The sequence below is a fragment of the Micromonospora sp. SYSU B005 genome, assembly GCF_055362685.1.
Window position 1 is genome coordinate 638,129 of record NZ_JAXCFU010000001.1, and the last position, 26,699, is coordinate 664,827.

Consider the following 26,699-nt stretch of genomic DNA (forward strand, 5'->3'; position numbering starts at 1 on the left):
GAATCGGTCAGGAAAGTCACCCGTTCAGGCGGTCGCGAGCAGTTGGTCCACCGGCGCGTAGTCATCGGTGAGCACCATCGCGTCGCCCACCCATGCGGTGACCGCCGCCTCGTCCATCAGCGAGGCCGGCTCCGGCAGCAGCTTCAGGCCGGGCGGGATCGCGGCGAGCGGCAGCGGCGCGTCCGAGGCGACGATCACGAAGTTGGCGCCCTGCTTCCCGTCGATCGCGCCGGGCGGGGCGATCAGCGCGACGTGCGCGAACTCGGCCTTCACGGTGGCCAGTTCGGCCCGGATGAACCGGCCCGGCGGGTAGTCGATGACGTTCTGCACGTAGATCCCGTCCGGGCGCAGCACCCGCCGGATGTCGGCGGCCATCTCCCGGGTCGCCAGGTGCCACGGCACCACCAGGTGGCCGAACGCGTCGCCGACGATGAAGTCGCGGCTGTCGGCCGGCTCGCCGCGCAGCAGCACCCGCGCGTCCCCCACCTCGGCGCGCATCCCCGATCCGGTACGCAGGCCCAGCTCCCGCCGGTCCAGCTCGACCAGGCCGCCGTCCAGCTCGAACACCAGGTTGTCGGTGCCGGGCCGGGTCGCGGCCAGGTAGTGCGGCACGGTGAAACCGCCGCCGCCCAGGTGCAGCGCGTCCATCGGCTGCTTCGCCGGCCGCGCCACGTCCGCGACCAGGCCGATCCACTGCGTGTACGCGTACTTCAGGTGGGTCGGCTCGCCCAGGTCGACGTACGAGTGCTCGGCCGAGTTGAGGTAGAGCGTGCGTCCCTGCGGCCACGACGGGTCCACCTCGACCCGGGCGCAGTGGTACGCGGTCTCCACGTCGCACGGGTTCGGCGCCGCCGCGGTGAGCCCGGCGGCGGCCAGACCGAGCAGCGCCAGCGCGGCCTTGACCCGGCTCGGCGCGGACAGCCCGCTCGGGCCGGCCTGCCGGCGCAGCCAGAAGCCGAGCGCCAGCCCGGTCACGCCGAGCACGGCGGCCAGCCCCAGCACGATGACGGTGCTGGACAGCGCCGCCACCAGCACGAAGCCGGTGCCGAGCGTGGCGGTGATGCCGCCGAGCGTGCCGATGCCGGACAGCTTGCCCACCACCTGCCCGGTCCGGCGCAGGTCGGCGAGCTGGAGCTTCACCACGAGCGGGGTGATCCCGGCCAGCAGCGCGGCCGGCAGCAGGACGGTCAGCGCGGTCAGCAGGAGCACCGCGCTCGCCGCGCCGCCGCGCAGCGCCTCACCGGCGTACCTGACGATCGGCAGCGTGACCGCGGTGGCGATGCCGGCCAGCACCAGCGCCGGGGCGAGCAGGGTGCGCGGGTCACGCCGGTCGGCGAGCCACCCGCCGAACCACGCCCCGTACGCGATGGCGGCCAGCGCCATGCCGATCACCGAGCTGGTCACCTGGAGGGTCACCCCGACGTACGGGCCGACCAGGCGCAGCGACACGGTCTCCAGCACCAGCACGGCACCGCTGGAGAGGAAGACGAGGAACGCGGCGAGCCCGTTGGGCAGGGCCCGGGGCGGGACCGGGGCGTCGGCCACCGGTCCCGTGACGACGTCTGACGATGTGCTGCTCACCGTGGCGATGCTACGCAGCGCTCGCGGCGGGCCGGGTCAATACATCGAGATGTGAACATGGTTTGTGTGGTCCGCCGCCGGGCTGCCACCGCCGCTGTACGCGCGCCAACCGGTGTTCGGCATCCAGATCTGCCGATACCAGATGACGTACATGATGCCGAGCCGGTTCGCGTTGTTCTTCGCCCAGGCGGCGAGGCTGTCGCCGTACGCCTTGTCGCCGCCGGTGGCGGTCTTGTCCTCGAACCCGCCGCTGGCGGCGGAGAAGTCGCAGGCCCGGCCCTTGGGGTGCTCGCCGCCGCCACCGCTGCGGTGACACGAGGCGTAGCGCTTGTAACCGGCCGCCTTGGCCTGCTGGAGCATGTGCAGCGTGCGCGGCGTGATGCAGCCGGACGCGGGCGTCGGGTCGTCCACCGAGCAGGACTCCGACGGCCACGAGCCGTCCGAGCTGCGCGGGGCGGGCTTCGCCGACGAGGAGGTCCCGTTGAAACCGGACCCGGCGCCGGAGCTGACCTTCGCCAGCGCCACCTCGGCGTCCTTCTTCTTGCGGGCCTGCACCGCGACCTGCTTGGCCTGCTCGCGCACCTCGGCGTCGATGGCGAGCTTCGCCTCGGCCGCCTGCGCCTTCGCGTCGGCCAGCTCCCGCAGCCGCTTGCTGTCCCGCTGGGCCATCACGTCCAGCTCGGCCGCGCGCTTGAGGAAGTCGTTCGGGTCGGCGCTGGCCAGCAGCATCGACGTCGCGGTCAGCCGGCCCATCCGGTACGACTGCGCGGCGACCTCACCGGCCTGCGCGCTGAGCCCGACGAGGCGTACCTCGACATCCTTGAGCTGGGCGGCGAGCGCCTTCTGCCGGCGCTTGGAGTTCTCCAGCTTGTTCTGGGCCTCGATGTGGCCCTTCGCCGCCGCCTCCAACGCCGCCCGCAGCTGCTTGCTGCCGCCCTCGTTCGGGGCGTTCGGGCTGGGTACGGCGGCGGCCGGGCCGGCGGCCACGCCGGAGCCGAGCAGCACGGCCACCGCGGCGAGCGCGGCGAGCAGCGACCGCCGGACGCGCCGGCCGGTAGGGCTGGTCCTGGGCACGTGTTGGTCCTTCCGTCGACCGCCGGCCCCCGTACACCGAGCGGCGTCTCCGCCGGCGCCGGACGGCGGCCTGCTGGCGGAGACCGCCGGTCACGATACCGGACCACGCGCGACGCGCCAGGCCGGCGACGGCGTACGGCGTCCGACATCGACGCAGCGTGCCGTGCCCGTCGCACAACGCCGCTCAACCGCCCAGCAGGGCGGCGCTCACCTCGTCCCAGATCTCCGGGCTCGACGCCACGAGCAGTCCCCGGCCGTCGTCGGCCGGGTGGTAGTCGGCGCCGTCGAACCGGCGGGCCACGCCACCGGCCTCGCGCACCAGCAACGTGCCGGGTGTGTGGTCCCACGGCAGGGTGCGCCAGAACAGCACGAACTGCTGCTCGCCGGTGAGCACGTCCAGGTATTCCCGGCCGGCGCAGTGCTGGCCGGGCAGCAGCTCACCGATGCGGCGTCCGCCCTCCTCCACCCGGCGGCGGAAGTCCGGCGGCAGGAACTTCGTCGCCGCGGTGCCGCGCAGCGCGCCCACCCGCGGCTCGGCCGGCGGCGCGCTCAGCGACGCCCCGTCCAGCTCGGTGCCGGCACCGAGCCGGCACGCCGCCATCGTGCCGTCGAGCGGGTCGTACACCCAGGAGGCCACCGGTACGCCGTCGGTGAGCAGCGCCGCCATCAGCGCGAACGGCCGGCGACCGGCGGCGAAGTTGGAGGTGCCGTCGACCGGGTCGACGAGCCACACGTCGCCGCTGCCGCGCAGGTGCCGCAGCAGGTCCGGGTCCTCGGCGACGGCCTCCTCGCCGACCACCACCGAGCCGGGACGCAGCCGCCGCAGGCCCTCGGAGATGAGCACCTCGGCCTCGCGGTCGGCGACGGTGACCACCTCGCCCGGCGCCTTCTCGGAGATGTCGGACGCGTCGAGCCGGCGGAACAACGGCACGACGACCTTGGCCGCCGCCTCCTTCAGCAGCGCGCCGACGTCGTCCAGCAGCGGGTCAGCCACGCGGCGGCAGCTTGACCACGCTGACGAAGAACTCGTCGATCTGGCGGACCACCGAGATGAAGCGCTCGAAGTCCACCGGCTTGGTCACGTAGGCGTTGGCGTGCAGCTGGTAGCTGCGCAGGATGTCCTCGTCGGCCTGCGAGGTGGTGAGCACCACGACCGGGATGCGGCGCAGTTCCTCGTCCTTCTTGATCTCCTTGAGCACCTCCCGGCCGTCGCGGCGGGGCAGGTTCAGGTCGAGCAGGATCAGGTCGGGCGTCACCGCGTCCGCGTACCGGCCCTCGCGGCGCAGGTAGGCGAGCGCCTCGGCGCCGTCGGAGACGACGGTGAGGCGGTTGCGGAGCTTGTGCTCCTCGAACGCCTCCTGGGTCATCAGCACGTCGCCGGGGTCGTCCTCGACGAGCAGGACCTCGATCGGGCTCTTGCCGTCCGCGGGCGCGGTCATGCCACCGTCTCCTTCATGCCACCGTTTGTACCGTGTCGGTCCGCCTCCGCGGGCGGCTCTTCGCGTGCCTCGCCGTCCGGCTGCCGCCCGCCGTCCGCCGGGTCACCGTCGGCGCCCTCGGCGGCCGGCTCCGCGGCGTCCGTCGTGTCCTCGTCCGCCGCCGCCTCCGCCGCCTTGGCGGCCTCGATGTCGGCCTCCAGCGCGGGCAGCGTGAACCGGATGGTGGTGCCCTCGTCGGCGTCGGTGTCCACCCAGACCCGGCCGCCGTGATATTCCACGATCTTCTTGACGATGGCCAGTCCGATGCCGGTGCCCGGGTACGCGTCCTTGGAGTGCAGCCGCTGGAAGATCACGAAGATCTTGTCGGCGAACTCCGGCTCGATCCCGATGCCGTTGTCCCGGCAGCTGATCTCCCACTCGCCGTCCACCAGCCGCGCCGACACGTGCACCTTCGGCGGCACGTCGGGCCGGCGGAACTTCACCGAGTTGCTGACCAGGTTGACCAGCAGGTTCGTCAGCAGCGGTTCCTCGCCGCGGATGGTGGGCATCTCGCCCCAGGTCAGGTCCGCGTCGGCGTACTGCAGCGCCGCCTCGGTCTGCCCCGCCACGTCGCCCATCACCTTGTTCAGGTCGACCTCGGTGAAACCGGTGGTCAGCCGGCCGATCCGGGAGAACGCCAGCAGGTCGTTGATCAGCCGCTGCATGCGCTGCGCGCCGTCCACCGCGAACGCGATGTACTGGTCGGCCCGCTCGTCGAGCTGCCCGGCGTAGCGCCGCTGCAGCAGCTGGCAGAAGCTCGCCACCTTGCGCAGCGGCTCCTGGAGGTCGTGCGAGGCCACGTACGCGAACTGCTCCAGGTCACGGTTGGAGCGGGTCAGCTCCTCGGCCTGCTTCTGCAACTGGCCGTTCACCCACTCGATGCGCTCCCGCGCCTCGCGTACCTCGTCCAGCTCGCGGGCGATCTTCATCCGCATCTGGTCGATGTCGTCGGCGAGCCGGCGGAACTCCGGCGGGCCGGACCCCTCGATGCGGTGCCGGTAGTCGCCGTCGGCCACCTCGCGCACCTGGCCGACCAGGTCGGCCAGCGGGCGGATCAGGATCCGGTCCAGCGAGACCAGCATGACCACGCCGGCCGTCGTCACCACCAGCGCGGCGATGATCAGCAGCACGACCAGCGTGTTGCTCGTCGAGTTGACGCGCTCGGCGGTCTCCTGCCGGACGGTGAGGATCTCTTCCTGGAGCGTGTTCACCGACGTACGGATGCCGTCGAACTGCTGCCGCGTCGCGTCGGTGATCAGCGCCTGTCCGGCCGCGGGGCCGGCGCGTTCGACTGTGGTGATCACCGGCTCGGCCACCTGGGCCCGCCACTGCGCGGTCTCCTGCTCCACCAGTTCCAGCGACCGGCGCACGTCCGGGTAGTCGGCCGACAGGTTCCGGATCGAGGTGACCAGACTCTGCTCGCGCTGCACGCCCTCCCGGTAGGGCTCCAGGTCGCTGCGGTCGCCGTTCACCGCGTACCCGCGAACCGAGGTCTCCTGGTCGAGCAGCACGCTCATCAGCTCCTGCGCCTGCACGCGCAGCGGGCCGGTCTTGAGCAGCACCGCATCGATGTTCTGCCGGTTCTTCGCCGCGACCGCCGCCTCCGCGGCGGCCAGCCCGAGCAGCAGCACCACCACCACGCCGAGGAGCGCGACCACCCGCCGTCGCAGGGTCCACCCCTGCTGGTACGCCTTCACAGGTTCCTCCCCGTAGCCCTTCAACGACCACTACCGCGGGTCACCAGCAACATCGCCACGTCGTCGGCGAGCGGGCCGCCGTTTATCTGCTCGGCCCGCCCGACCAGCCAGGCGGGCAGCTCGGCCAGCGGCACCGCCCGGTTCGCCGGGTCGGCGAGCAGCCCGGTCAGACCCGGTACGTCGAGCCGTTCGTCACCGCCGTCCACCCGGCCCTCGATCAGGCCGTCGGTGTACATCAGCAGGGACCAGTCGTCGGTGTCGAACTCCAGGTCGAAGGCGACCGGGCGGCGCGGGCGTACGCCCAGCAGCAACCCGCCCTTGGCCGGTACCGGCGCGACCTTCCCGCCGCTGAGCAGCAGCGGCGGCGGATGACCGGCGAGCCGTACGGTGGCCCGTGCCGACGCCAGGTCGAGCCGGGTGGTGGCCACCGTCGCGAAGATCTCCTGGAGGCGGCGCTCGCTCATCAGCACCTGCTCCAGCGCGGGCAGCACCTCGTCGTCCGGCACCCCGGCCAGCACCAGGGCCCGCCAGGCCACGCGCAGTTCGACGCCGAGCGCGGCCTCGTCCACGCCGTGCCCGCAGACGTCGCCGACGATGAAATCGATCCGGTCCGGCCGGGTCTGCACCACGTCGTAGAAGTCGCCGCCGATCAGCGCGGCGTGCCGGCCGGGCCGGTAGAACGTGTGCACCGACACCTCGTCGGTGGTCATCAGCGGCTGCGGCAGCAGGCCGCGTTCCAGGCGGGCGGACTCGGCCTGGCGCAGCTCCACCTCACGCAGCCGGCGGGCGTTCTCGTCGGCCCGCTTGCGCTCGACGGCGTACCGCAGCGCCCGGGTCAGCAGGACCCCGTCGACCTGGCCCTTGACCAGGTAGTCCTGCGCTCCCTCGGCGACCGCGACGATGCCCAGGTGCTCGTCCGAGCGGCCGGTCAGCACGCAGACCGCCGCGCCGCTGGCCATCTCCAGCACCCGGCGCAGCCCGTCCAGGCCCTGCGCGTCGGGCAGGCCCAGGTCGAGCAGGACGCAGTCCACGCCCATCACCCGCTGCCGGGCCTCGCTGAGGCTGGTGGCGACCAGCAGGTCGATCATCGAGTTGGTCTCGGCGAGAAGCTCACCGACCAGGAAGGCGTCGCCTTCGTCGTCCTCGACCAGCAGCACCCGCAGCCGCTCGCCCGGCGGTACGCCACCGTGCAGCCCCGCCCCGGCCGACGGCACGCGGACGGCACCCGGCGCGCCGGCCGGCCGCACCGGTCGGGTCACCGCCGCGAGACGCGGGAGTTCGCTGGTGATGTCGGACTCCTTCCGAATGCCCTGCTGATCCTGGCTGACACAACGGTCCCACCCCGACAGCGGCACGGTCGACCCACGATGTTACGCCGGGAGCGCTGTCACGCCCGCAGCGCACCGACCGAGGACTGCCGCCGCGGCCCCCGGGGGTGCAGGATGATCCCACCCCGTTGATCCACCCCGAGGAGTCCCCGTGGGCGCACCCCCCACCCGCCCCGCCGACCGCGCGTTCAGCAGGCCCCGCCGCCGGCCGATCGCCGCCCTGGCCGCGCTCGTCGCGCTGCTCGCCGTCGGGGCGGGCGTCCTGGTCGGCCTCTCCACCCCGACACCACGTCCGGCGGACGCGCCCGCCGGCGACTTCAGCGCCGCCCGCGCCTTCCGCAACGTCGAGGTGATCGCGGCCGAGCCGCACGTGGCGGGCAGCGCCGCAAACGACCGGGTACGCGAGCACCTGGTGGCGACGCTGCGCGGGCTGGGCCTTCAGACCGAGGTGCAGGACGCGGTGGCGCCCGAGGCCGGGCAGCTGTCCGGCGCGGCGGGCGGGGCGACGCTGGCCCGGGTCCGCAACGTGGTGGCCCGGCTGCCCGGCACCGACCCGACCGGGAAGGTGTTCCTGGTCTCGCACTACGACTCGGTGCAGACCGGGCCGGGCGGCAACGACGACGCGGCCGGCACCGCCGCGATCCTGGAGGTGGCCCGGGCGCTGACCACCGGCCCGCGCCCCCGCAACGACATCGTCTTCGTGCTGACCGACGCGGAGGAGGCGTGCCTGTGCGGGGCCGCCGGGTTCGCCGCCTACCACCCGCTCGCCCGCGACGGCGGGGTGGTGCTCAACCTGGAGGCGCGCGGCTCCACCGGCCCAGTGATCATGTTCGAGACGTCCCGGGACAACGCGAAGCTGGTGGAGATCTTCGGCAAGGCCGCCCCGCACCCGGTGGGCACCTCGTTCGCGGTGGAGATCTACCGGGCGCTGCCGAACGACACCGACTTCACCGCCTTCCTCGACCGGAAGTTCGTCGGACTCAACTCCGCCTACATCGACGGCGGCGCGATCTACCACACCCCGCTGGACGTGCCGGCCCGGATGGACCGGGGCAGCCTCCAGATGCACGGTGACAACGCGCTCGGCCTGGCCCGCGAGTTCGGCCGTACCGACCTGGACGACCTGCGCGCCGGCCACGACGACACCTACTTCCCGGTGCTCGGCGGGCTGGTCCGCTACTCCGGCTGGCTGACGGTGCCGCTCGCCGTGGTCGCGCTGCTCGCCGTCGGCGCCCTCGGCTGGCTCCTGCGCATCCGGGGCCGGGCCACCGCCGGCACGCTCGCCGCCGGCTTCGGCCTGACCCTGGCGCCGATCGTCGTGGCCCCGCTCGGCGCGTGGCTGCTCTGGGCCGCGATCACCACGGTCCGGCCCGGGTACGCCGAACTGCTCGACCCGTACCGCCCGGTGGCGTACCGGCTCGCCGTCGTGGCGCTCGCCGCCGCGGTGCTGTTCTGCTGGTACGCGCTGCTGCGCCGCCGCGTCGGCCCGGCCGCGCTGGCGTTCGGCGGACTGGCTTGGCTGGCCGTGTTCGGTGTGCTGCTCGCCGTGGCGGTACCCGGCGGGGCGTACCTGACGACAGTGCCGGCGCTGGCCGGCGCGCTCGCCGGTTTCGCCGCGCTCGCCACCCGCCGCGACGGACCGTGGCCGGTGGTCGCGGTGACGCTCGCCGCCGCGGTGGCAGTGGTGATCCTGCTGCCTCCGGTGGTGCTGCTGTTCCCGGCGCTCGGCATGGGCATGGGCGCGGTAGCCGCGCTCGTCGCGGTGCTGCTCGGCCTCGCCGTACTCCCGGTGGTGGACCTGCTGCACCCACGGGCCGGCGGCCAGCGCGGCCTGCTCGCGCTGCGCGCACGCCGGCTCGGCGCGCTGCCCGCCGCGGCCGCCGCGCTGGCGGCGGTGGTGCTCGCCGGGGTCGGCCTCGCAGTGGACCGCTTCGACGCCGCACATCCCGTGCCGACCCATCTGATGTACGCGCTGGACGCGGGCACCGGGAAGGCGGCGTGGCTGACTCGCGAGGAGAAGCCGCAGCCCTGGACCGACGGCTACGTCGACCGGAGCATCTCGCTGGCCGACGACTTCCCCGGGCTGGGCGACGGCGAGATGCGCGCCGGGCCGGCAACCGCCGCGCCCCTGCCCGCGCCGAAGCTGGAGACGCTCTCCGACAGCACTTCGGGCGACCAGCGTGTGCTGCGGGTACGGGTGGTGCCGCAGCGGCAGGTACGCCTGCTCACGCTGCACGTCGACACCAGCACCGCCACAGTGCGGTCCGCCACGGTGGCGGGGCGGAGCGTGCCGGTCGAGCCGGGCGACGGGAAGTGGGGATTCGGGATCGTGTTCCACGCCCCGCCGCCGGAGGGCGTCGAGGTGACGCTGACGCTCGTGCCGCGCGGCGGTGCCGTGTCGGTGCGGGCGATGGACGCCAGTGACGGGCTGTCCTCCGTGCCCGGGTTCCGGCCCCGGCCGGAGGGTGTGGGCGTGGTCGGCTCGCACAGTTCGGAGATGCTGGCGGTGGCGCGCACGTACCCGCTCTGACCGCCGCTTGATCGACACCAGCGCTTGATCGGCACCATCTCGCCGAAGTGGCGGTATCCCCGCGCGGGGATACCGCCACTTCGGCGTACTGAAGTCGGCATGGTCCCGCGAGCGGGTCTGACAGCGTCGGTGGATCTCCCTAGCATCGGTGCCGTGGGATACAACGTGGAGCCGTCCGGCCGCCTGCACCTTCCCGAGGGCGACGAGGCGGCCGCTCTCGCCGCTGTCCGGGTCGCCTGCTCCCAGCGGGATGGCTGGTTCGACCCGGACCTGCCGCCCACGCCCGAGACGTTGACCGACATGGCGTGGGTGGGTGCGGCCACGTTCGTCCGCGACGGCGACTGGATCGAAGTCGGCCAAAGCCGGGACGACTTCAAGTGGTCGGGCCAGGCCATCGCCTTCTACGTCGCGCTGGCCCCGTTCGTACGCGCGGGAACCGTCCGGTTCGAGGGCGAGACGGGCGAACGCTGGTCCTACACCTACGCCGACGGCCGGATGACGCAGCAGGGATACAACGGCTGGGACGGCTCCACCGAGCTGGCCGGCTGAGGGCATGGACTTCTTCTGCTACCACCGGGACCGGCTCGGCTCGATGGCGTTGCGGAGTGACCTGGTCGAGGAGCACTGGGCCTACATGGACCGGTACGCGGAGCAGATGATCGCTCGCGGGCCGACCCTCGCCGACGACGGCTCGCCGACCGGGAGCGTGCACATCCTGAGCCTGCCCGACCCTGCCGCCGCCCGGACGTTCGCCTTCGACGAGCCCAACTACCAGGCCGGCGCGTACCGGGACGTGATGCTGCGGCGGTGGTGGAACATGCTGGGCCGCACCATGTGGGAGTTCACCGGGGGCCGGACGGGCGGCAACCGCTACCTGGTACTCGGCCTCGGTCCGGAGCAGAGCGCCGGTCCGGTGCTGCCGCGGCGGCAGGACGACCTGATCGCGTACGGGCCGCTGCTGTCCGACGACGGCGTGACGTGGGTGGGGACGGCGGCGCTGGTGCGGGCGACCGGGCCGGACGAGGCGCGCGCCGTGCTGTCCGCCGACCGGTACGCCGAGGTCGAGGTGCACAACTGGGTGTTCGGCGGACGCCCGGCGTAACCGGCTACTCGTGATCTCCCAACCGGGTCTCACGGTATTCCCTTATGTCGTAGGCGACGTGCGGCTCGGCGAACTGCACAGGCTCTGTCGGTGCGGCGAGGGCGGTTCGCCGACTGGGGCACGCCGCCAAGTGTCCACAGGTGGCTAGGCTGGCGACGTGCCAAGCGATCCGGAGTGTGTACGGCAGGCGTTGGCGATGTGGGACGGTTTCCCCGTTCACCGCGAGCCGCGTCCGATCGTGCTGACAGCGATGGGCGTCACAGCGCTCGACCGACTCATGGTGGACACCCAGTGGCGGGCGTCGTTCGACGCTCCCGGCGTTCCAGAGTCCGACCTGCCGCCGGAGCTCAGGCCGCACGCCGTCAAGTACTGCCGTGACGTGCAGACCGGGGCGCAGAGACCGCTGGCGAACATCATCCGCGGGGACGGGCCGTTCGCCACCGATCGAGGTGTCCGCGAACTCCCGGCGTGGATGATGTACCCCGAGGACCGGCGATGGCCGTTCATCGCCATGGACCCGGACTTCGAACGTCGGATGACATGGCGGCCCCCCGGTGTGGGCGCCATTCATCACGAGGAGGCCATGCTCGCGAACGATGGGCGCACTCTGACGTTCCGGTTCATCGGAACGCCCGCGCAATACGCCGACTACCCAGACGCCCTGGTGCATGAGACGGACACCGCGGTGCTCGTCGAACCGGTGGAGGTCACCCACGACGGGGACGGCATCCGACTGGACTACGCCGAGGATCGCGAGGTGGTGGTGCGCCTGGCCGCGCCGCTCGGCAACCGGGTCCTGGTCGGCATCGGGCACGGCCCCGGAACAACCACCTTCGGCTCCCCCATGACGGTGCTCACCGCGGCCTGATCGTGGGAGCAGACGCAGGCGGCCTCTACTTCCACCGGAAGTGCACGAACAGGCGGCCGAAGTTCTTCGAGTCCTTCTCGACCCGGTGGTAGAGCTGCTTCACGTCCTTCTGGTCGAGGAAGCGCAGCACCTTCTTCTTGAGCGCGCCCGACCCCTTACCCGGGATGATCTCCACGAGCGTGGCCTTCTTCGCGACCGCCTCGTCCATGATCCCGCGCAGCGCACGATCGATGTCGTGGCCCTTGTTGTAGATGTCGTGGAGGTCGAGCTTGAGCTTCACGGTCCCATCCTAGGTACGCGGAAGGGCAGCCCGCCCGGGCTGCCCTTCCGCGTCATCGGTCAACGACCGACCTTGCCCTCCACCCGGCGCAGGGCGGTGGCGTAGTCGGTGTTCGTCGAGTACATCGCGGCCGCGATGCGCAGGTGCCGCAGCGCGTCCACCGGCCGGTTCATCCGCTCCAGCGTGCGGCCGAGCACGTGGTGCGCGTAGTGGTCGCTCGGGTCCCGGTCGACCAGCTCGCGCAGCTGCTCCTCGGCCCGGTTGAGCTGGGCCGACTGGAAGTACGCGCGGGCCAGCAGCTGCCGGACCGAGGAGTTGTCCGGCTCCGCCTCGATGATCGGTTCGAGCAGCCGGGCCGCTCCGGTCGGGTCACCCGCTTCGAAGAACATGGTCGCCCGCCGGTACTCCGCCAGAAGATCCACTCGACCCACCTCCTCGTGTCGCGCCAGGCCCTAGGTCCGACGCTGGCACAACACCGGCGCGAGCGCGAGTGTTCCTGCCCTGCGAAGATCAGGTGGTCGGGTCGTACCGGCCGCCGACCAGGTCCCAGGCCCGGACACCACCGACGATTCCGGCCGTGTTCGGGACGATCACCACGTCGTCGCCCATCCGGGCCACCTGCTCGGGCCGGATCAGCCGCGAGTTGCCGCCGCCGAGATACAGGCGGTCCCACCGGAACACCGGCCGCAGGCCGTCCACCACCTGCCGGATCCGCCGCGACCAGAACGCGTCGCCGAGCCTCCGCCGTTCCGGCTCGCCCACGTACGTGTCGTAGGTGGTGTTCCACCGCACCGGCGCGTGCGACAGCTCCAAGTGCGGCGCCAGCACCCCGCCGTCGAACAGCGCGCTGCCCAGCCCGGTGCCGAGCGTCAGCACCAGCTCGCAGCCGGTCCCGGCGACCACGCCCGCGCCGTGCACCTCGGCGTCGTTCAGCACCAGCGCCGGCACGCCGGACGCCTCGGCCAGCGCGGTGCGCGCGTCGTACCCGGACCACTCGGCCAGAAGCTCGGGGTCGACGCGGCTGCGCGGCCCGGAGCGGGTCACGTAGTGCGGCGTCGCCACCACGACGCCGTGCCGGATCATGCCGGGCATGCCGACGGTGAGCCGGTCCGCCGCAGGCAGGCGGGCGCCGAGATCCAGCAGCGTCTTGACGAACAAGGCCGGCGGCAACGGGTACGGCGTGGGCACGCGCAACGGCCGCGCACGCATGGTTCCGGCGGCATCCAGTACGGAGGCCTTGATCCCGCCACCACCACAGTCGATCGCCAGTGTGGTCACCACGGCTGTGAGTCTCCCTCAGACCGGCGCCGCCGCGAGCGCGGGTCACGGTAATCCGGATGCGCCCGCCGGTAGGCTCGGTCATCTGATGAGCGCCACGTTGATCGCCAAGGACCTCACCGCCGGCCACGGTGACCGCCTCCTCTTCGAAGACCTCGACCTCGTCGTCGCGCCCGGCGACGTGGTGGGGCTGGTCGGGGTCAACGGCGCGGGCAAGTCCACGCTGCTGCGTACCCTCGCCGGCCTTGTCCCCCGCGAGCAGGGCTCGGTCTCGCTCAGCCCGCCCACGGCGACGGTCGGCTACCTGCCGCAGGAGCCGGAGCGCCGGCCCGGCGAGACGGTCCGCGAGTTCCTGGCCCGGCGCACCGGGGTGACCGCCGCGCAGGCCGCGCTTGATGCCGCCACCGAGGCGCTCACCGCCGGGGCGGCGGGCGCCGACGACGCGTACGCGAATGCTCTGGAACGCTGGCTCGACCTCGGCGGCGCGGATCTGGACGAGCGGGCCGCGCAGGTCGCCGCGGAGCTGGGTCTCGACGTGGGCCTGGACCATCCGATGACCGGTCTGTCCGGCGGGCAGGCCGCCCGCGCCGGGCTCGCGTCGCTGCTGCTCAGCCGGTACGACGTCTTCCTGCTCGACGAGCCCACCAACGACCTCGACCTGGCCGGGCTGGACCGGCTGGAACGCTTCGTCACCGGGCTGCGCGCCGGGACCGTGGTGGTCAGCCACGACCGGGAGTTCCTCACCCGCACCGTCACCCGGATCGTCGAGCTTGACCTGCACCAGCGGCAGGTCAAGCACTACGGCGGTGGCTACGCGGCCTATCTGGAGGAGCGGGAGGTGGCGCGCCGCCACGCCCGCGAGGAGTACGAGGAGTACGCCGACACGAAGGCCGACCTGGAGGCGCGTGCCCGCACCCAGCGGGCGTGGATGGAGAAGGGCGTCAAGAACGCCCGCCGCAAGGCCACCGACAACGACAAGATCGGCCGCAAGTACCGCGCCGAGTCGACCGAGAAGCAGGCCGCGAAGGCCAAGCAGACCGCCCGGCTGATCGAGCGGCTGGAGGTGGTCGACGAGCCGCGCAAGGAGTGGGAGCTGCGGATGGAGATCGCCGCCGCGCCCCGCGCCGGCGCCGTCGTGGCCTCGCTCCGAGGAGCGGTGGTACGCCGTGGCGGCTTCACGCTCGGCCCGGTGGACCTGCAGATCGACTGGGCCGACCGGGTGGCGATCACCGGGGCGAACGGCTCCGGCAAGAGCACCCTGCTCGCCGCGCTGCTCGGCCGGCTGCCGCTGGACGAGGGGCACGCCGCGCTCGGCCCGGGTGTGGTGGTCGGCGAGGTCGACCAGGCCCGGGGACTGTTCCTCGGCGACCAGCCGCTGCTCGACGCGTTCGGTGCCGCCGTACCCGATCTGGCCCCGGCGGACGTGCGGACGCTGCTGGCGAAGTTCGGGCTGCGCGCCGAGCATGTGCTGCGGCCGGCGGCGACGCTGTCCCCCGGCGAGCGGACCCGGGCCGCGCTGGCCCTGCTCCAGGGGCGTGGCGTCAACCTGCTGGTGCTCGACGAGCCGACGAACCACCTCGATCTGGCCGCGATCGAGCAGTTGGAGTCGGCGCTGGCCACCTATCCCGGCACGCTGCTGCTGGTGACCCACGATCGGCGGATGCTCGACGCGGTGAGCGTGAACCGGCGGCTGCGCGTGGCGGACGGACGGATCGCCGAACACTGATCCGTGCCGACCGGCGCGCGCGGGTCCACAATGAGCGCATGCTCAAGTGGGAGTACGCGCTGCTGGTCCGCCGCCGCCAGGCCGCCGCCACCGACGCCGGGTGGGAGGTCGTCTTCATCTGGTACGGCCCGGACGGCTCCATGATCGACGTGACGCCGTACGGCGACACCGCGCTGGCCCACCTGAACCGGGCCGGTGACCAGGGCTGGGAACTGGTCGCGATGAGCGAGGACCCGTCGCTGCCGGGCAACAACGAGCTGCACCGCTACCACCTCAAGCGCCCGAAGGCAGCGGCTGCCCAGCCGCGCCAGCGCATGCGAGGCTCCCGCGCAGTCCGCCGCACCCTCTCCCCCTGACCGCCCTCTCCCCCGCCCTCACCGCGCACAACCCGACCCGAGACCGGCGGTGATCAAGGAGTTTGGGTCCATCCACGCCGCGGGCGCCAGCACAAACTCCTTGATCAGCGCCGCAGCCCGAGTCGCGGGAGATCTTGGAAGGAAAGTGCCCCCATAGGGGCCGAAATCTTCCAAGATCTCAGGCACACGCCGGTGATCAAGGAGTTTGTGTCCTCGAGGGCGTCGTCCGGGGACACAAAGTCCTTGATCACGGGCGACAGGCGGGGCGGACGGAGGGCTGGGGGGCGCGGGCCGGGCGGGGCCGACGCGGGCGGGGCGCGGCTGAGCGGGGGCCGGGGCGGACGGGGGCGGGCTGGCGGGGTATATCGGAGCGAATCGGGGGTAACGGGCCGCCGGAGGTGGCGCATGGTGGCGATGGGGCAGACCGCGCTCTCGGGTGAGCGACTCCGGCAGACCGACGGCTTCCTCGCCGAGGCGTGGGCCGACATGGTCCGGCACGACGAGCGGCTGCGCGGGACGGCTGTCGAGGTGCGCTTCGATCGTGGAGTCGCGCACCTGACCGGCGAGGTCGCCGACCCGGAACAGCTACGGCTGGTACGGGAGCTGATCGGCCGGCTGTCCGGCGTACTCGGGGTCTGGTGCCGGGTCACAGTGGCCGGGCAGGCGCCGGTCGTGGTCGACCTGGGCTGCGGCGCGACCAAGCAGTGGCCGGGCAACCTGGGGCTGGACATCTATCCGGCGCCGGGCGTGAACGCGGTCGCCAACCTGGCCGGCTCGCTGCCGCTGCGCGACGACTCGGTGGACGTGTTCTTCGCGGTGCACATCGTCGAGCATCTGATCGATTTCCTGCCGCTGTTCGACGAGTGCCACCGGGCGCTGCGCCCGGGCGGGGTGCTGCACGTGATGAGCCCCTGGTGGCGGCACGTCAACGCGGTGGCCGACCCGACGCACGTACGCCTGCTCGACGTGCAGACGTTCAAGGGCATCTGCGGTCAGCGCCCACCTGGTACGCCGCGCTGGTATCCGCTGCACGTCGGCTGCGACGGCGCCTCGATCTTCGCCGACCTGACTCCCCTGCCGCCGGACGCCCCCGCCCCACCCTCTTCCCACCTGGCCCGCTTCTTCGACTGAAGCCGCGCCGACCGCCCCAGGGACCACCCCGTCGATCATGAAGTTGACGGCACTCAAGGAGATCGACTTCGCCGTCAACTTCATGATCGACGGGGCTAAGAGGGCTAAGAGGGCTAAGAGGGCCAAGAGGGGCACGAGGGCTAAGAGAGGGCGGGTTAGGCGGACTCGCGGAGGGCCACGTGGTGGGGGGCCACCAGCTCGCGCGGTGGGGAGTCGCGGTCTTGGCCCAGGCGGCCCGCCAGGAGCTCTACCGCGAGGCGGGCGATGCGCTCCTTGTCGGGGGCGACCGTGGTCAGCGTCGGGATCGAGAAGCGGCCGTCCTCGATGTCGTCGAAGCCGGCCACCGCGACGTCCTCGGGCACGCGCAGGCCCATCTCGTGCAGGGCACGCAGCGCACCGAGCGCGAGCGTGTCGTTGAAGCAGAAGACGGCGTCGGGGCGTACCCCCGTGGTGAGCAGGTGCCGCATGGCGGCGGCGCCGTCCGCGCGGTGCCAGGCCGGCGCGGGCGCCACCAGGCGATCGTCGTAGGCGATGCCGGCCTCGGTCAGCGCGGCGGTGTAGCCGGCCAGGCGGAGCCGGGCGCTGGCGCCCTCGGGGGTGCACTGGGAGCCGATCGCGGCGATCCGGCGGCGGCCGAGCCCGATCAGGTGGGCGGTGATCTCGCGGGCAGCGGCCACGTTGTCGATCATGACGTGGTCGGCGGAGCCGTGGTCGACGCGTTCGCCGAGCAGCACCATGGGCAGGCCGGCCAGCGCGGCGAGGTCGTCGGCGGTGAGCGCGAGCGGGCTCAGGATCAGGCCGTCGATCATGTGGTCGCCGATCCCGCTGGCGGCCTTGCGCTCCTGCTCGGACCGGCCGCCGGTCTGGTCGATCAGCACCGTCCAGCCGTGGTCGGCGGCGGCGGTGACGACGTGCCGGGCCAGCTCGGCGAAGTAGGGGATGTCCAGTTCGGGTACGGCCAGCGCGATCACCCCGGTGCGCCCCTTGCGCAGGTTGCGGGCCGACAGGTTGGGCCGGTAGTTGAGCGCGGCGATGGCTTCCTCGACGCGGGCCCGGGTGTCGGCGCGCACGTGCTGGTAGCCGTTGACGACGTTGGAGACGGTCTTCACCGACACTCCGGCGCGCTCCGCGACGTCCTTGAGCCTGTGCCGCACTGCACTCCCTTCCGGTGAACGCTGGCCGCACTGTACCGCGCCACGACGACGCGACTGCCTCTTTACACGGGCGCTTACAACGTTGTACAAACCACTGACAGCGGAGTGACAGCGGTCACCCGCACCAGCAGCGAGGGAGAGGTTGGCATCGTGCCGAACGCGCAGCTCACGATCGACCCGGCGTTCCGGGTCGCGCCGGCGGACCGCCGGATCTTCGGTTCCTTCGTCGAGCACATGGGCCGCTGCGTCTACGGCGGGGTGTACGAACCGGGCCACCCCACAGCCGATCGGCGAGGGCTGCGGCGCGACGTGCTGGACCTGACCCGTGAGCTGGGCGTCTCAGTGGTCCGCTACCCGGGCGGCAACTTCGTCTCCAGCTACCGCTGGGAGGACGGCATCGGCCCGGTCGGCGACCGCCCGCGCCGGCTCGACCTGGCCTGGAAGACGATCGAGACAAACGAGTTCGGGCTCGACGAGTTCATGACCTGGGCGGCCGAGGCCGGGATCGAGCCGATGATGGCGGTCAACCTCGGCACCCGCGGCGTGACCGAGGCGCTCGACCTGCTGGAGTACACCAACCACCCGGGCGGCACCCGACTGTCCGACCTGCGCCGCAAGCACGGCGCCGAACAGCCGTACGGGGTGCGGCTGTGGTGCCTCGGCAACGAGATGGACGGACCGTGGCAGGTCGGGCACAAGACCGCCGACGAGTACGGCCGCCTCGCCGCCGAGACCGCCCGCGCGATGAAGATGATCGACCCGTCGATCAGCCTGGTCGCCTGCGGCAGCTCCGGCCGGGGCATGCCCACGTTCGCCGCGTGGGAGGCGACGGTGCTGGAGCACACCTACGAGCACGTCGACTACATCTCCGCCCACACCTACTACGACCCCTCCGACGGCGACCGGGCCAGCCTGCTCGCCTCCGCCGTCGACATGGACGCCTTCATCACCGAGGTCGTCGCCACCGCCGACTACGTGGGCGCCAAGCTGCGGCAGAAGCGCAAGCTGAAGATCTCCTTCGACGAGTGGAACGTCTGGTACCAGTCCCGCCTCCAGTCCGACCTGGACCGGCGCGGCTGGGTCGAGGCGCCGGCGCTGATCGAGGACGACTACACGGCCGTCGACGCGGTGGTGGTGGGCGATCTGCTGATCACCCTGCTCCGGCACGCCGACCGCATCGGCGTGGCCTGCCAGGCGCAGCTCGCCAACGTGATCGCCCCGATCCGTACCCGCAACGGCGGTCCGGCCTGGCGGCAGAGCATCTTCCACCCGTTCGCGCTGACCGCCCGGTACGCCCGCGGCACCGTGCTGCGGACCGAGCCCACCGGCCCCACCTACGAGACCCCGCGGTACGGCGACGTGCCCGCGCTGGACACCGTCGCCGTGCACGACGAGGAGACCGGCGCGCTGGCCGTCTTCGCGGTCAACCGCAGCTCGCAGGACGTCCCGCTCGACCTGGACCTGCGCGGCCTGCCCGGCCTGCGGGCCGAGGCGCACACCACGGTGGCGGCCGGAACCGACCCGGACGCCACGAACACCGAAGCGGGCCCGGAGCGGGTCACGCCCCGGGACCTCACCACTCCCACCGTCGACGGCGGCCGGGTCTCCGTGCTGCTGCCGGCCACCTCCTGGAACCTGCTGCGCTTCGCGCCGGCGTAAGGAAGGGCCCCTTGTTAACGCCTCCGGTAGGAGAAGGGCCCGCCTCAGGGGGTGGGGGTGGGCTCGGGGGTGTCCGAGTGCTCGTGACGGGCGAGCCGGTTCTTGCGGTGGCCGTACCCGAAGTAGATGACCGCGCCGATCAGCATCCAGGCGAGGAACCGCAGCCAGGTCTCCACCGACAGGTTCAGGCTCAGGTAGAGGCACGCCACGGCGGTGACGATCGGCAGCACCGGCGAGAACGGCACCTTGAACGGCCGCTCCAGCTCGGGGCGGCGCTTGCGCAGGATCGGCACCGCGATCGCGACCAGCGTGAACGCGCAGAGCGCGCCGATGCTGACCAGGTCGGCAAGCGCGGACAGCGGCAGGAAACCGGCGAGCAGCGCCACCGCGATCGTCATGATCCCGGCGATCCGGTACGGCGTGCCCCAGCGCGGATGCACCTTCGCGATGGCGGGCGGGATGAGCCCGTCCCGGGCGATGGCGAAGCCGATCCGGCCCATGGCCACCAGGTCGACCAGGATCACGCTGGTGAGCCCGGCGACGGCGGCGATGGAGACGAGCACCGCGGCCCAGCCGGCGCCGACCGCCCGGAACGCGGACGCGATCGGCGCGCCCTCGTCGATCTCGGTGTACTTGACCATGCCGACCACGACCAGCGAGACGCCGATGTAGAGCACCGTCGAGATGAGCAGCGTGCCGAGCAGACCCAGCGGCAGGTCCCGCTTGGGCTTGCGGGTCTCCTCACCCAGGTTCGCCACGGCCTCGAACCCGGTGTACGCGAAGAACACCACGGCGGCGGCGGTGAGCACCCCGACGAAGCCGAAGACGGAGGGTTCCAGCCCGAAGATGGCCTGGGTGACCGGTTGCTTGATGCCGTCGTCCCCGGCGCCGGCCGGCTCGGCGGAGGGGATGAACGGGCTGAGGTTGGCCGCCTTGACGAAGAACAGCCCGGCGATGATGACGAAGGCGCAGATCGCCACCTTGACCAGCACCAGCAGGTTGGTGACCCGGGCCGACTCGCGGATGCCGACGATGGCGACCACACCGAGCACCAGCACGATGCCGATCGCGCCGAGGTTGACGACGCTGCCCTCTTCGGCGAACCAGGCGCTGGGCAGGCCGAACAGGTCGGCGAGGTAGCCGGACCAGCCGCGGGCCACCACCGCCGCGCCGAGCGCGAACTCCAGCAGCAGGTCCCAGCCGATGATCCAGGCGACGATCTCGCCCATCGTCGCGTACGCGTAGGTGTAGGCGCTGCCGGCGGTCGGCACGCTGCTGGCGAGTTCGGCGTAGCAGAGCGCGGCGAGCAGCGCGACCAGGCCGGCGATGCCGAACGAGATCACCACGCCGGGCCCGGCGCTGTTGCGCGCCTCGACGCCGGTGAGCGTGAAGATGCCGGTGCCGATCACGATGCCGATGCCGAAGCCCATCAGGTCGACCGCGCCGAGCCGGCGCCGCAGGCCCGGTTTGCCGTCCTCGCCGTCGGCGTCGCCCTGGGCGAGCACGTCGCCGATCGGCTTGGTACGCAGGACCGACATCTGATCACCTCCCCCGCCGTGTGGCCGCCACGGTGGCGGTCTGCGACCGGCAAGCTACCCAGCCGTTTTCCGCTCCAATCCCGCACCGTGTGTCTCGGAATCGTCACGATCCGGCCGAGTCGGACGGCGCGGGACATCGATCACCGGTCGGGGTCTTGCGCCGGGCACGGATAGATGAAAGTTTTCTACCGGCGGCATGGATGGCACGGCGAATCTTGCCGTACGCTCCGCCGCCGACCGTCCCCCCGGACCCGACGAAGGGACCGCACCGCATGAAGGCAACTCGGCTCGGAGCCGCCGCGCTGGCCGCGGCGCTGCTCGGCACGCTGGTCGCCGGCACGCCGGCGCAGGCCGCCCCCGGCGACACCGGCACCGCCACTTTCCCCTCCACCGACTGCGTCACCGACCCGGCCACCCCCAAGCGCCAGTTCCGGGCCATGTGGATCGCCTCGGTGACGAACATCGACTGGCCCAGCAAGGACTCCTGGACCGCACCGGACCAGGTGGCCAAGCAGAAGGCCGAATACCTGGCCTGGCTCGACCTGGCCCAGAAGCTCAACCACAACGCCGTCGTGGTCCAGGTCCGCCCGACCGCCGACGCGTTCTGGCCCTCGCCGTACGAGCCCTGGTCGGAGTACCTGACCGGCGTACGCGGCAAGAACCCCGGCTGGGACCCGCTGGACTTCCTGGTCGCCGAGTCGCACAAGCGCAACCTGGAGTTCCACGCCTGGTTCAACCCGTACCGCGTGTCGATGCCCGCGCCCGGCGGCGCCGGCGCCGACCTGTCGCAGCTGGCCCCGGACAGCCCGGCCCGCCAGCACCCCGACTGGGTCTTCGCCTACCCGCCCGCCGGCGTCGCCGGCAGCCGGCTCTACTACAACCCCGGCGTCCCCGAGGTCCGCGAGTTCGTCCAGACCGCGATGATGGACGCGGTCAAGCGGTACGACATCGACGGCGTGCACTTCGACGACTACTTCTACCCGTACCCGAGCGGCACCCACCAGGTGCCCGACGACGCCACGTTCGCGGCGCACAACCGGGGCTTCACGGACAAGGCCGACTGGCGGCGGGACAACATCAACCTGCTGATCCAGGAGATGAACGCCAAGATCAAGGCGGTCAAGCCGTATGTGAAGTTCGGCGTCAGCCCGTTCGGCATCTGGCGCAACGCGTCGGCCGACCCGAACGGTTCGGACACCACCGGCTCGCAGTCGTACGACATCATCTCCGCCGACTCCCGCAAGTGGGTCAAGGAGGAGTGGATCGACTACATCGTGCCGCAGCTCTACTGGTACATCGGCCAGTACCCGGCCGCCGACTACGCCCGGCTGGTGCCGTGGTGGGCCGAGCAGGTGCGCGGCACCGACGTCCAGCTCTACATCGGCCAGGCCGACTACAAGAGCGGAGACCCGGCGTACGGGTCGTTCTGGATGAACCCGCAGGAGTTGTCGAACCACCTGACGCTCAACCGGTCGTACCCGGAGGTGCTCGGCAACGTGCACTTCTCCGCGGTGCAGGTGCGGGCCAACCGGCTCGGCGCCACCGACATCTACGCGGCCGAGCACTACTCCCGCCCGGCGCTGGTGCCCACCATGACGCACCTGCCGCGCAAGCCGCTGCTGTTCCCGGTGGTCACCAAGGCCCAGCGGGAGGCGGACGGGGTACGCCTGAGCTGGCGTCAGCCGGCCGACGGCAAGGGCCCGCTCGGCACCGCCGCGTCGTACGCGATCTACCGGTTCGACGGGCACGGCCTGGCCGGGCGCTGCGACTTCGCGGACGCCTCGCACCTGGTCGGCACCGTCCGGGCCACCGACGGCGCCGTGCAGTCCTGGGTGGACACGACGGCGGCCGACGGCGCCCGGTACACGTACTACGTGACCGCGCTGGACCGGCTGGCGAACGAGAGCCCGGCGAGCCCGCCGCGCTTCGTGCGCTGATTCACCCCGAATGCCCCCGGGCCGCCTCGCCGGCCCGGGGGCATTCGTCTGTTCAGGCGGATGTCAGCGAGCCGTTCCCCGAGGCATCGCCCCAGCTCACCCCTTTGATCGACACTTGTCGACATCCGGAGATCCCGGCCACCACCCCCGGAGGTTCCCGTGTCCCGTCGACTCGCCACCACCCTCGCCGCCGGCGCACTCGCCCTGCTCACCATGCTCGGCCTGGCCACACCGGCCGCCGCCGCGGTGAGCACCCAGCAGAAGCTGTCCGTCCTCACCAGTTGGACGCAGACCAGCGCGTCCAGCTACAACGCCTGGAACAGCGCCCGGCAGAACCGGGCACCCTGGACCGAGTACGGCTTCGACTGGTCCACCGACTACTGCTCGTCCAGCCCGGACAACCCGATCGGGTTCAACTTCAAGCTCTCCTGCTACCGGCACGACTTCGGCTACCGCAACCACAAGGCGATGGGCGTCTTCTCGTCCAGCAAGTCCCGTCTGGACAGCGCCTTCTACGCGGATCTCAAGCGGGTCTGCGCCACGTACAACGCGGTGGTCCGGCCCGCCTGCTACAGCCTCGCCTGGACGTACTACCAGGCGGTGAGCGTCTTCGGCTCGGTCGCCGCGGTGTCGCAGGCCGACCTCGACCGCGCCGCCCGGATGAAGGCCGACGCCCAGCGCCGCGCCGCCGCGCCCGCCTGACGCACCGCACGGGGAGTCCGCCACCGGGCGGGCTCCCCGCCGCGCTCAGCCGGCCGACCCGCCGCGCCCGGCCGGCTCAGCCCGCAGTGCTGCGCGGCTCGAACGCCGGCCACGAGCCCGGCGTCTGCGTGCCGAACCGGGGCGAGTCGGCGGCCAGGTCCGGGTGCTCGACGTGCAGCGCCAGCGCCGCCACCTCGTCCAGCCGCAGCCCCGTACCGGCCCCGTAGGCGGCGTCGAACGCCTCGTCACCCAGCACCCGCCGCAGTTCCGCCTGCCGGGCCGACCAGTACGGGCCGTATATCCCCGGCGTAGCCCGCAGGTTCGCCCGGGTGGCCTGCGCCGCCCCGAACAGCCGGGCCGCCGCCAGCGCGTCCCCGGCGAGCGCGCAGCGCACCGCTATCGCGTTTATCGTGTCGCAGGCCCGGCCCAGGTAGCCGTGGCTCATCCGGGACCGCAACGCCACCAGCAGGTGCTCGTGCGCGGCGACCAGATCACCCCGCGCCAGGGCCACCATCCCGAGCAGCATGTCCACCGACCGGCCGCCCCGCTCGGCCGGCCGGGCCGCCTCGACCGGGCGGGCCGCGGCGAGCAGGTCGGCCGCCTCGTCCAGCGCGCCCCGGCGCCAGAGCAGCTCGGCGAGGTTGTAGACGGCCAGCAGCGCGTCCCCCACCACGTCCTGCGCGTACGCCCAGTCGATCACCTCGCGGCAGATCCGCTCCGCCTCGGCGAACTGCCCCATGTCGACGAGCGGCGCCGCGCGTCCGGCCAGCACCCGGGCCAGCAGACCCCGGTCGCCGGACTGCCGGGCGGCCGCCTCGGCCCGCTGCGAGTACCGCAGCTCCTCGCCGAACTCGCCGTCCGCGCCCGCGTGCAGCGAGTGCATGTGGTACGCGGCGGCCAGCTCGGCGTCCGGCATCGGCTCACCGGTCTCGGCGAGCCGGCCGTAGAGCCGGAACAGCCACAGCCGCCCCTCCCGGGCCAGGCCGCGCTCCCGCCACCACTGATCCAGGTCACCGGCGAGCGACAGACCCGACCGGGCGCTGCCGCCGGTGGCGCACCAGCGCAACGCGGCCCGCAACTCGTTCGCCAGCGGGTCGAGCGCGTACAGGGAGAGCGTCACCGGGCGGCCGTCCGGGCCCAGGTGCGCCCGGTCCAGCGCGTGCCGGCACCAGGCGACGTGCCGGTCCCGGGCGCTCTGCTCCTCGCCCGCCTCGACCAGCCGCCGGGCCGCGTACGCGCGGATCGGGTCGAGCATCCGGTAGGTGCTGCCGGACGCGTGCGGCTCGGCCAGCACCATCGACTTGTCCACGAGCACCGAGAGCGGGTCGAGCGGGTCCTCGTCGAGCAGCCACTGCACGGTCGGCAGGTCCACCGGGCCGGCGAACACCGCCATCCAGCGCAGCAGCCGGGCCGAGCGCGCGCCGAGCGTCCGGTACGACCAGGTCACAGTGGCCTGGATGGTCAGGTGCCGCTCGCTCGCCGACCGCTGCACCGCCCGCGTCGCCGGAGTGGGCGGTGCGGCGCCGGTCGCGGCGGCCACCAGGTCCACCGTGTCCTGCTGGTTGCCGCTCCAGCCCGCCTCCACCGGCGGCGGTTCCGCCGTCTCCCGCCCGGCGTCGAGCGTGCCCAGCATGTCGTCCAGCCGCTCGGCCAGCTGCCCGGCCGAGAGCACCCGCAGCCGGGCGGCGGCAAGCTCTATGGCCAGCGGCAACCCGTCCAGACGGCGTACCACCCGGTGCAGGTCCGCCTGCTCGGCCGGCTCCGGCGCCCGGCCGCCGCGGGCCACTGCGGTACGGTCCAGCAGCAGCGCCACCGCGTCGCTCCCCCCGCCGTCGGGACCCTCGTCCACCGACAGCGGCGGTATCCGCCACACCACCTCGCCGGGCACGCCGAACGACTCCCGGCTGGTCGCCAGCACCCGCACACCCCGGCCACCGGCGAGCAGCCGGCCGATCACCTCGGCCGACGCGGCGGTCTGGGCGTCGCAGGTGTCGAGCAGCACGAGCATCCGGCGCGGCGCCGCGTACTCGACGAGGGTGTCGACCATCGGCCGGCCGGGCTCCGGGCGCAGGCCGAGCACGGCGGCGATCTCGAACGCCACCAGCCCCGGGTCGGTCACCGCGGCGATGTCGACGAACCAGACGCCGTCCGGGTAGTCCTCGACGAGTCCGGAGGCCAGCTCCACCGCCAGCCGGGTCTTGCCGGCGCCGCCCGCGCCGAGCACCGTCACCAGCCGGTACGCCTCGACCAGCCGCCCCAGCTCGGCGCGCTCGGCCTGCCGGCCGACGAACGAGGTGACCTGGGTGGGCAGGTTGTGCGCCGTCGCGTCGGCGGTACGCGGACGCGGGAACCGCCGCTCCAACCCGGGCGCGACGAGCTGGAACAGCCGCTCCCGGTCGTCGAAGCCGCGCAGCCGGTGCAGTCCGAGGTCCAGCAGGGACACCCCGTCCGGCAGCGGGTCGGCGTGCCGGGCGGTGGCGGCGGAGCAGAGCACCTGCCCGCCGTGCGCGGCGGCGGCCACCCGGGCGGCCCGGTGCACCTCGGGGCTGGCGTACTCGCCGTCGCGGGGCTCGGCGTAGCCGGTGTGCAGTCCCATCCGTACCCGGGGGGTGGCGTCCGGGTTGGGCCACTCGTGCCCGGCGAGCGCGCGCTGCGCGGTCAGGCAGGCGCGGACCGCGGCGGCGGCGTCGGGGAACGCGAGGAAGAACGAGTCCCCCTCGGTCAGCAGCTCGGCCCCGTCGGTGCCGGCCAGGGTGTCGCGCAGCAGCCGCCGGTGCTCGTGCAGGACCGGGCGGTAGACCGGGCCGAGCATCCGGGCCAGCCGCGTCGAGCCCTCGATGTCGGTGAACACGAAGGTCACCCACCCGCTGGGGAGGTGGTGTCCTTGCGACATACGTCGAACCTCCGCCCGGTGACGTCGGGTTCATGCTGCCCTATGGTCGTGCCGTCACGCATCGTGAGAACGGCTGGGCAGATTCCGCCCCAAGGTGCCAAAAGATCACACCGGCGGCAAGACCCCGATCGACCCGCGGGACGGAAGGCGGAAAGTCAGCAGCCGCAGGAGCCGCCGCAGCAACCACCGCCGCTGGGAATCCCACCACTCGGGGCGGAGCCGCCGCGTCCGGTGACGGCCACCGTGGACAGCAGTTTCACCGTGTCGGCGTGGCCCTGCGGGCAGGCGGCCGGCTGCGCGGCCTCGGCCATCGGACGGCTGACCTCGAAGGTGTCGCCGCAGGCGCGGCAACGGAACTCGTACCGGGGCATGTCCCAAGCGTACGGC

23 protein-coding genes are annotated in these 26,699 nt (G+C 72.6%); 10 read left to right on the forward strand and 13 right to left on the reverse strand.

Going from position 1 to position 26,699, the window contains the following annotated elements; translation table 11 throughout:
* Positions 1-24: 24 nt before the first annotated feature.
* The 6 genes from SM452_RS03060 to SM452_RS03085 form a co-directional block, all read right to left on the reverse strand.
* A complete protein-coding gene (locus SM452_RS03060; RefSeq protein WP_355506043.1) occupies positions 25-1,581 on the reverse strand; it encodes a fused MFS/spermidine synthase in 1,557 nt (518 codons plus the stop codon).
* A 36-nt stretch (positions 1,582-1,617) separates the two neighbouring features.
* Entirely contained in the window at positions 1,618-2,655 is a 1,038-nt protein-coding gene (locus SM452_RS03065) for a coiled-coil domain-containing protein (protein WP_262013145.1), read from the reverse strand.
* Positions 2,656-2,839: 184 nt separating this feature from the next.
* The gene (locus tag SM452_RS03070; protein WP_194801486.1) at positions 2,840-3,649 is read right to left on the reverse strand and encodes an inositol monophosphatase family protein; all 810 of its coding nucleotides are present in this window, start codon (positions 3,647-3,649) and stop codon (positions 2,840-2,842) included.
* Entirely contained in the window at positions 3,642-4,094 is a 453-nt protein-coding gene (locus SM452_RS03075) for a response regulator (RefSeq protein ID WP_194801487.1), read from the reverse strand. The genes SM452_RS03070 and SM452_RS03075 overlap by 8 nt, the downstream gene beginning before the upstream one ends.
* Entirely contained in the window at positions 4,091-5,830 is a 1,740-nt protein-coding gene (locus SM452_RS03080) for a sensor histidine kinase (RefSeq protein ID WP_262013146.1), read from the reverse strand. The genes SM452_RS03075 and SM452_RS03080 overlap by 4 nt, the downstream gene beginning before the upstream one ends.
* Positions 5,831-5,850: 20 nt before the next feature.
* The gene (locus tag SM452_RS03085) at positions 5,851-7,089 is read right to left on the reverse strand and encodes a PP2C family protein-serine/threonine phosphatase (protein WP_355506040.1); all 1,239 of its coding nucleotides are present in this window, start codon (positions 7,087-7,089) and stop codon (positions 5,851-5,853) included.
* A 220-nt stretch (positions 7,090-7,309) separates the two neighbouring features.
* Between SM452_RS03085 and SM452_RS03090 the strand changes: the two genes are divergently transcribed.
* The 4 genes from SM452_RS03090 (at position 7,310) to SM452_RS03105 (ending at position 11,658) form a co-directional block, all read left to right on the forward strand.
* Complete coding sequence (locus SM452_RS03090; RefSeq protein WP_463839256.1) at positions 7,310-9,688, forward strand: M28 family peptidase; 2,379 nt, start codon at positions 7,310-7,312, stop codon at positions 9,686-9,688.
* A 153-nt stretch (positions 9,689-9,841) separates the two neighbouring features.
* Complete coding sequence (locus SM452_RS03095) at positions 9,842-10,237, forward strand: hypothetical protein (RefSeq protein WP_357211558.1); 396 nt, start codon at positions 9,842-9,844, stop codon at positions 10,235-10,237.
* Positions 10,238-10,241: 4 nt separating this feature from the next.
* Positions 10,242-10,790, forward strand: coding sequence for a YciI family protein (locus tag SM452_RS03100; RefSeq protein WP_463839257.1), 549 nt, complete (start codon positions 10,242-10,244; stop codon positions 10,788-10,790).
* A gap of 157 nt (positions 10,791-10,947) precedes the next feature.
* Positions 10,948-11,658 carry a hypothetical protein gene (locus tag SM452_RS03105; protein WP_262013151.1) on the forward strand — a complete coding sequence of 237 codons (711 nt, stop codon included), beginning with the start codon at positions 10,948-10,950 and terminating at the stop codon, positions 11,656-11,658.
* Positions 11,659-11,683: 25 nt separating this feature from the next.
* On the opposite strand, the gene SM452_RS03110 is transcribed toward SM452_RS03105, so the two are convergent.
* The 3 genes from SM452_RS03110 to SM452_RS03120 form a co-directional block, all read right to left on the reverse strand.
* Positions 11,684-11,938: a Smr/MutS family protein gene (locus SM452_RS03110; RefSeq protein ID WP_013288724.1), complete on the reverse strand. Its 255-nt coding sequence runs from the start codon at positions 11,936-11,938 to the stop codon at positions 11,684-11,686.
* 59 nt (positions 11,939-11,997) lie between these two features.
* Complete coding sequence (locus SM452_RS03115) at positions 11,998-12,360, reverse strand: tetratricopeptide repeat protein (RefSeq protein WP_018787684.1); 363 nt, start codon at positions 12,358-12,360, stop codon at positions 11,998-12,000.
* 88 nt (positions 12,361-12,448) lie between these two features.
* A complete protein-coding gene (locus SM452_RS03120; RefSeq protein WP_463839258.1) occupies positions 12,449-13,219 on the reverse strand; it encodes an ROK family protein in 771 nt (256 codons plus the stop codon).
* An 85-nt stretch (positions 13,220-13,304) separates the two neighbouring features.
* On the opposite strand from SM452_RS03120, the gene SM452_RS03125 reads away from it, so the two are divergent.
* The 3 genes from SM452_RS03125 to SM452_RS03135 all read left to right on the forward strand — a co-directional run bounded on the left by SM452_RS03125 (position 13,305) and on the right by SM452_RS03135 (position 16,429).
* Positions 13,305-14,942: an ABC-F family ATP-binding cassette domain-containing protein gene (locus SM452_RS03125; protein WP_450068363.1), complete on the forward strand. Its 1,638-nt coding sequence runs from the start codon at positions 13,305-13,307 to the stop codon at positions 14,940-14,942.
* A gap of 38 nt (positions 14,943-14,980) precedes the next feature.
* The gene (locus SM452_RS03130; protein WP_262013154.1) at positions 14,981-15,298 is read left to right on the forward strand and encodes a hypothetical protein; all 318 of its coding nucleotides are present in this window, start codon (positions 14,981-14,983) and stop codon (positions 15,296-15,298) included.
* A 405-nt stretch (positions 15,299-15,703) separates the two neighbouring features.
* Positions 15,704-16,429 (forward strand): methyltransferase domain-containing protein, encoded by a 726-nt coding sequence (locus SM452_RS03135; RefSeq protein WP_463839259.1) that lies wholly within the window; start codon positions 15,704-15,706, stop codon positions 16,427-16,429.
* 155 nt (positions 16,430-16,584) lie between these two features.
* Here the strand turns inward: SM452_RS03135 and SM452_RS03140 are convergent, their stop codons facing one another.
* The gene (locus SM452_RS03140) at positions 16,585-17,583 is read right to left on the reverse strand and encodes a LacI family DNA-binding transcriptional regulator (RefSeq protein WP_262013156.1); all 999 of its coding nucleotides are present in this window, start codon (positions 17,581-17,583) and stop codon (positions 16,585-16,587) included.
* Positions 17,584-17,733: 150 nt separating this feature from the next.
* Between SM452_RS03140 and arfA the strand changes: the two genes are divergently transcribed.
* The gene (gene arfA, locus SM452_RS03145) at positions 17,734-19,242 is read left to right on the forward strand and encodes an arabinosylfuranosidase ArfA (RefSeq protein WP_463839260.1); all 1,509 of its coding nucleotides are present in this window, start codon (positions 17,734-17,736) and stop codon (positions 19,240-19,242) included.
* A gap of 44 nt (positions 19,243-19,286) precedes the next feature.
* Here the strand turns inward: arfA and SM452_RS03150 are convergent, their stop codons facing one another.
* Positions 19,287-20,780 (reverse strand): amino acid permease, encoded by a 1,494-nt coding sequence (locus SM452_RS03150; protein WP_463839261.1) that lies wholly within the window; start codon positions 20,778-20,780, stop codon positions 19,287-19,289.
* Between the two features lie 272 nt (positions 20,781-21,052).
* On the opposite strand from SM452_RS03150, the gene SM452_RS03155 reads away from it, so the two are divergent.
* A complete protein-coding gene (locus SM452_RS03155) occupies positions 21,053-22,717 on the forward strand; it encodes a glycoside hydrolase family 10-like protein (RefSeq protein WP_463839262.1) in 1,665 nt (554 codons plus the stop codon).
* Between the two features lie 159 nt (positions 22,718-22,876).
* Complete coding sequence (locus SM452_RS03160; protein WP_355506021.1) at positions 22,877-23,419, forward strand: phospholipase; 543 nt, start codon at positions 22,877-22,879, stop codon at positions 23,417-23,419.
* A 76-nt stretch (positions 23,420-23,495) separates the two neighbouring features.
* Here SM452_RS03160 and SM452_RS03165 read toward each other — a convergent pair whose 3' ends face one another.
* Positions 23,496-26,312 carry an ATP-binding protein gene (locus tag SM452_RS03165; protein WP_262013161.1) on the reverse strand — a complete coding sequence of 939 codons (2,817 nt, stop codon included), beginning with the start codon at positions 26,310-26,312 and terminating at the stop codon, positions 23,496-23,498.
* Between the two features lie 155 nt (positions 26,313-26,467).
* The gene (locus SM452_RS03170) at positions 26,468-26,683 is read right to left on the reverse strand and encodes an FmdB family zinc ribbon protein (RefSeq protein ID WP_194801505.1); all 216 of its coding nucleotides are present in this window, start codon (positions 26,681-26,683) and stop codon (positions 26,468-26,470) included.
* Between the last annotated feature and the right edge of the window lie 16 nt (positions 26,684-26,699).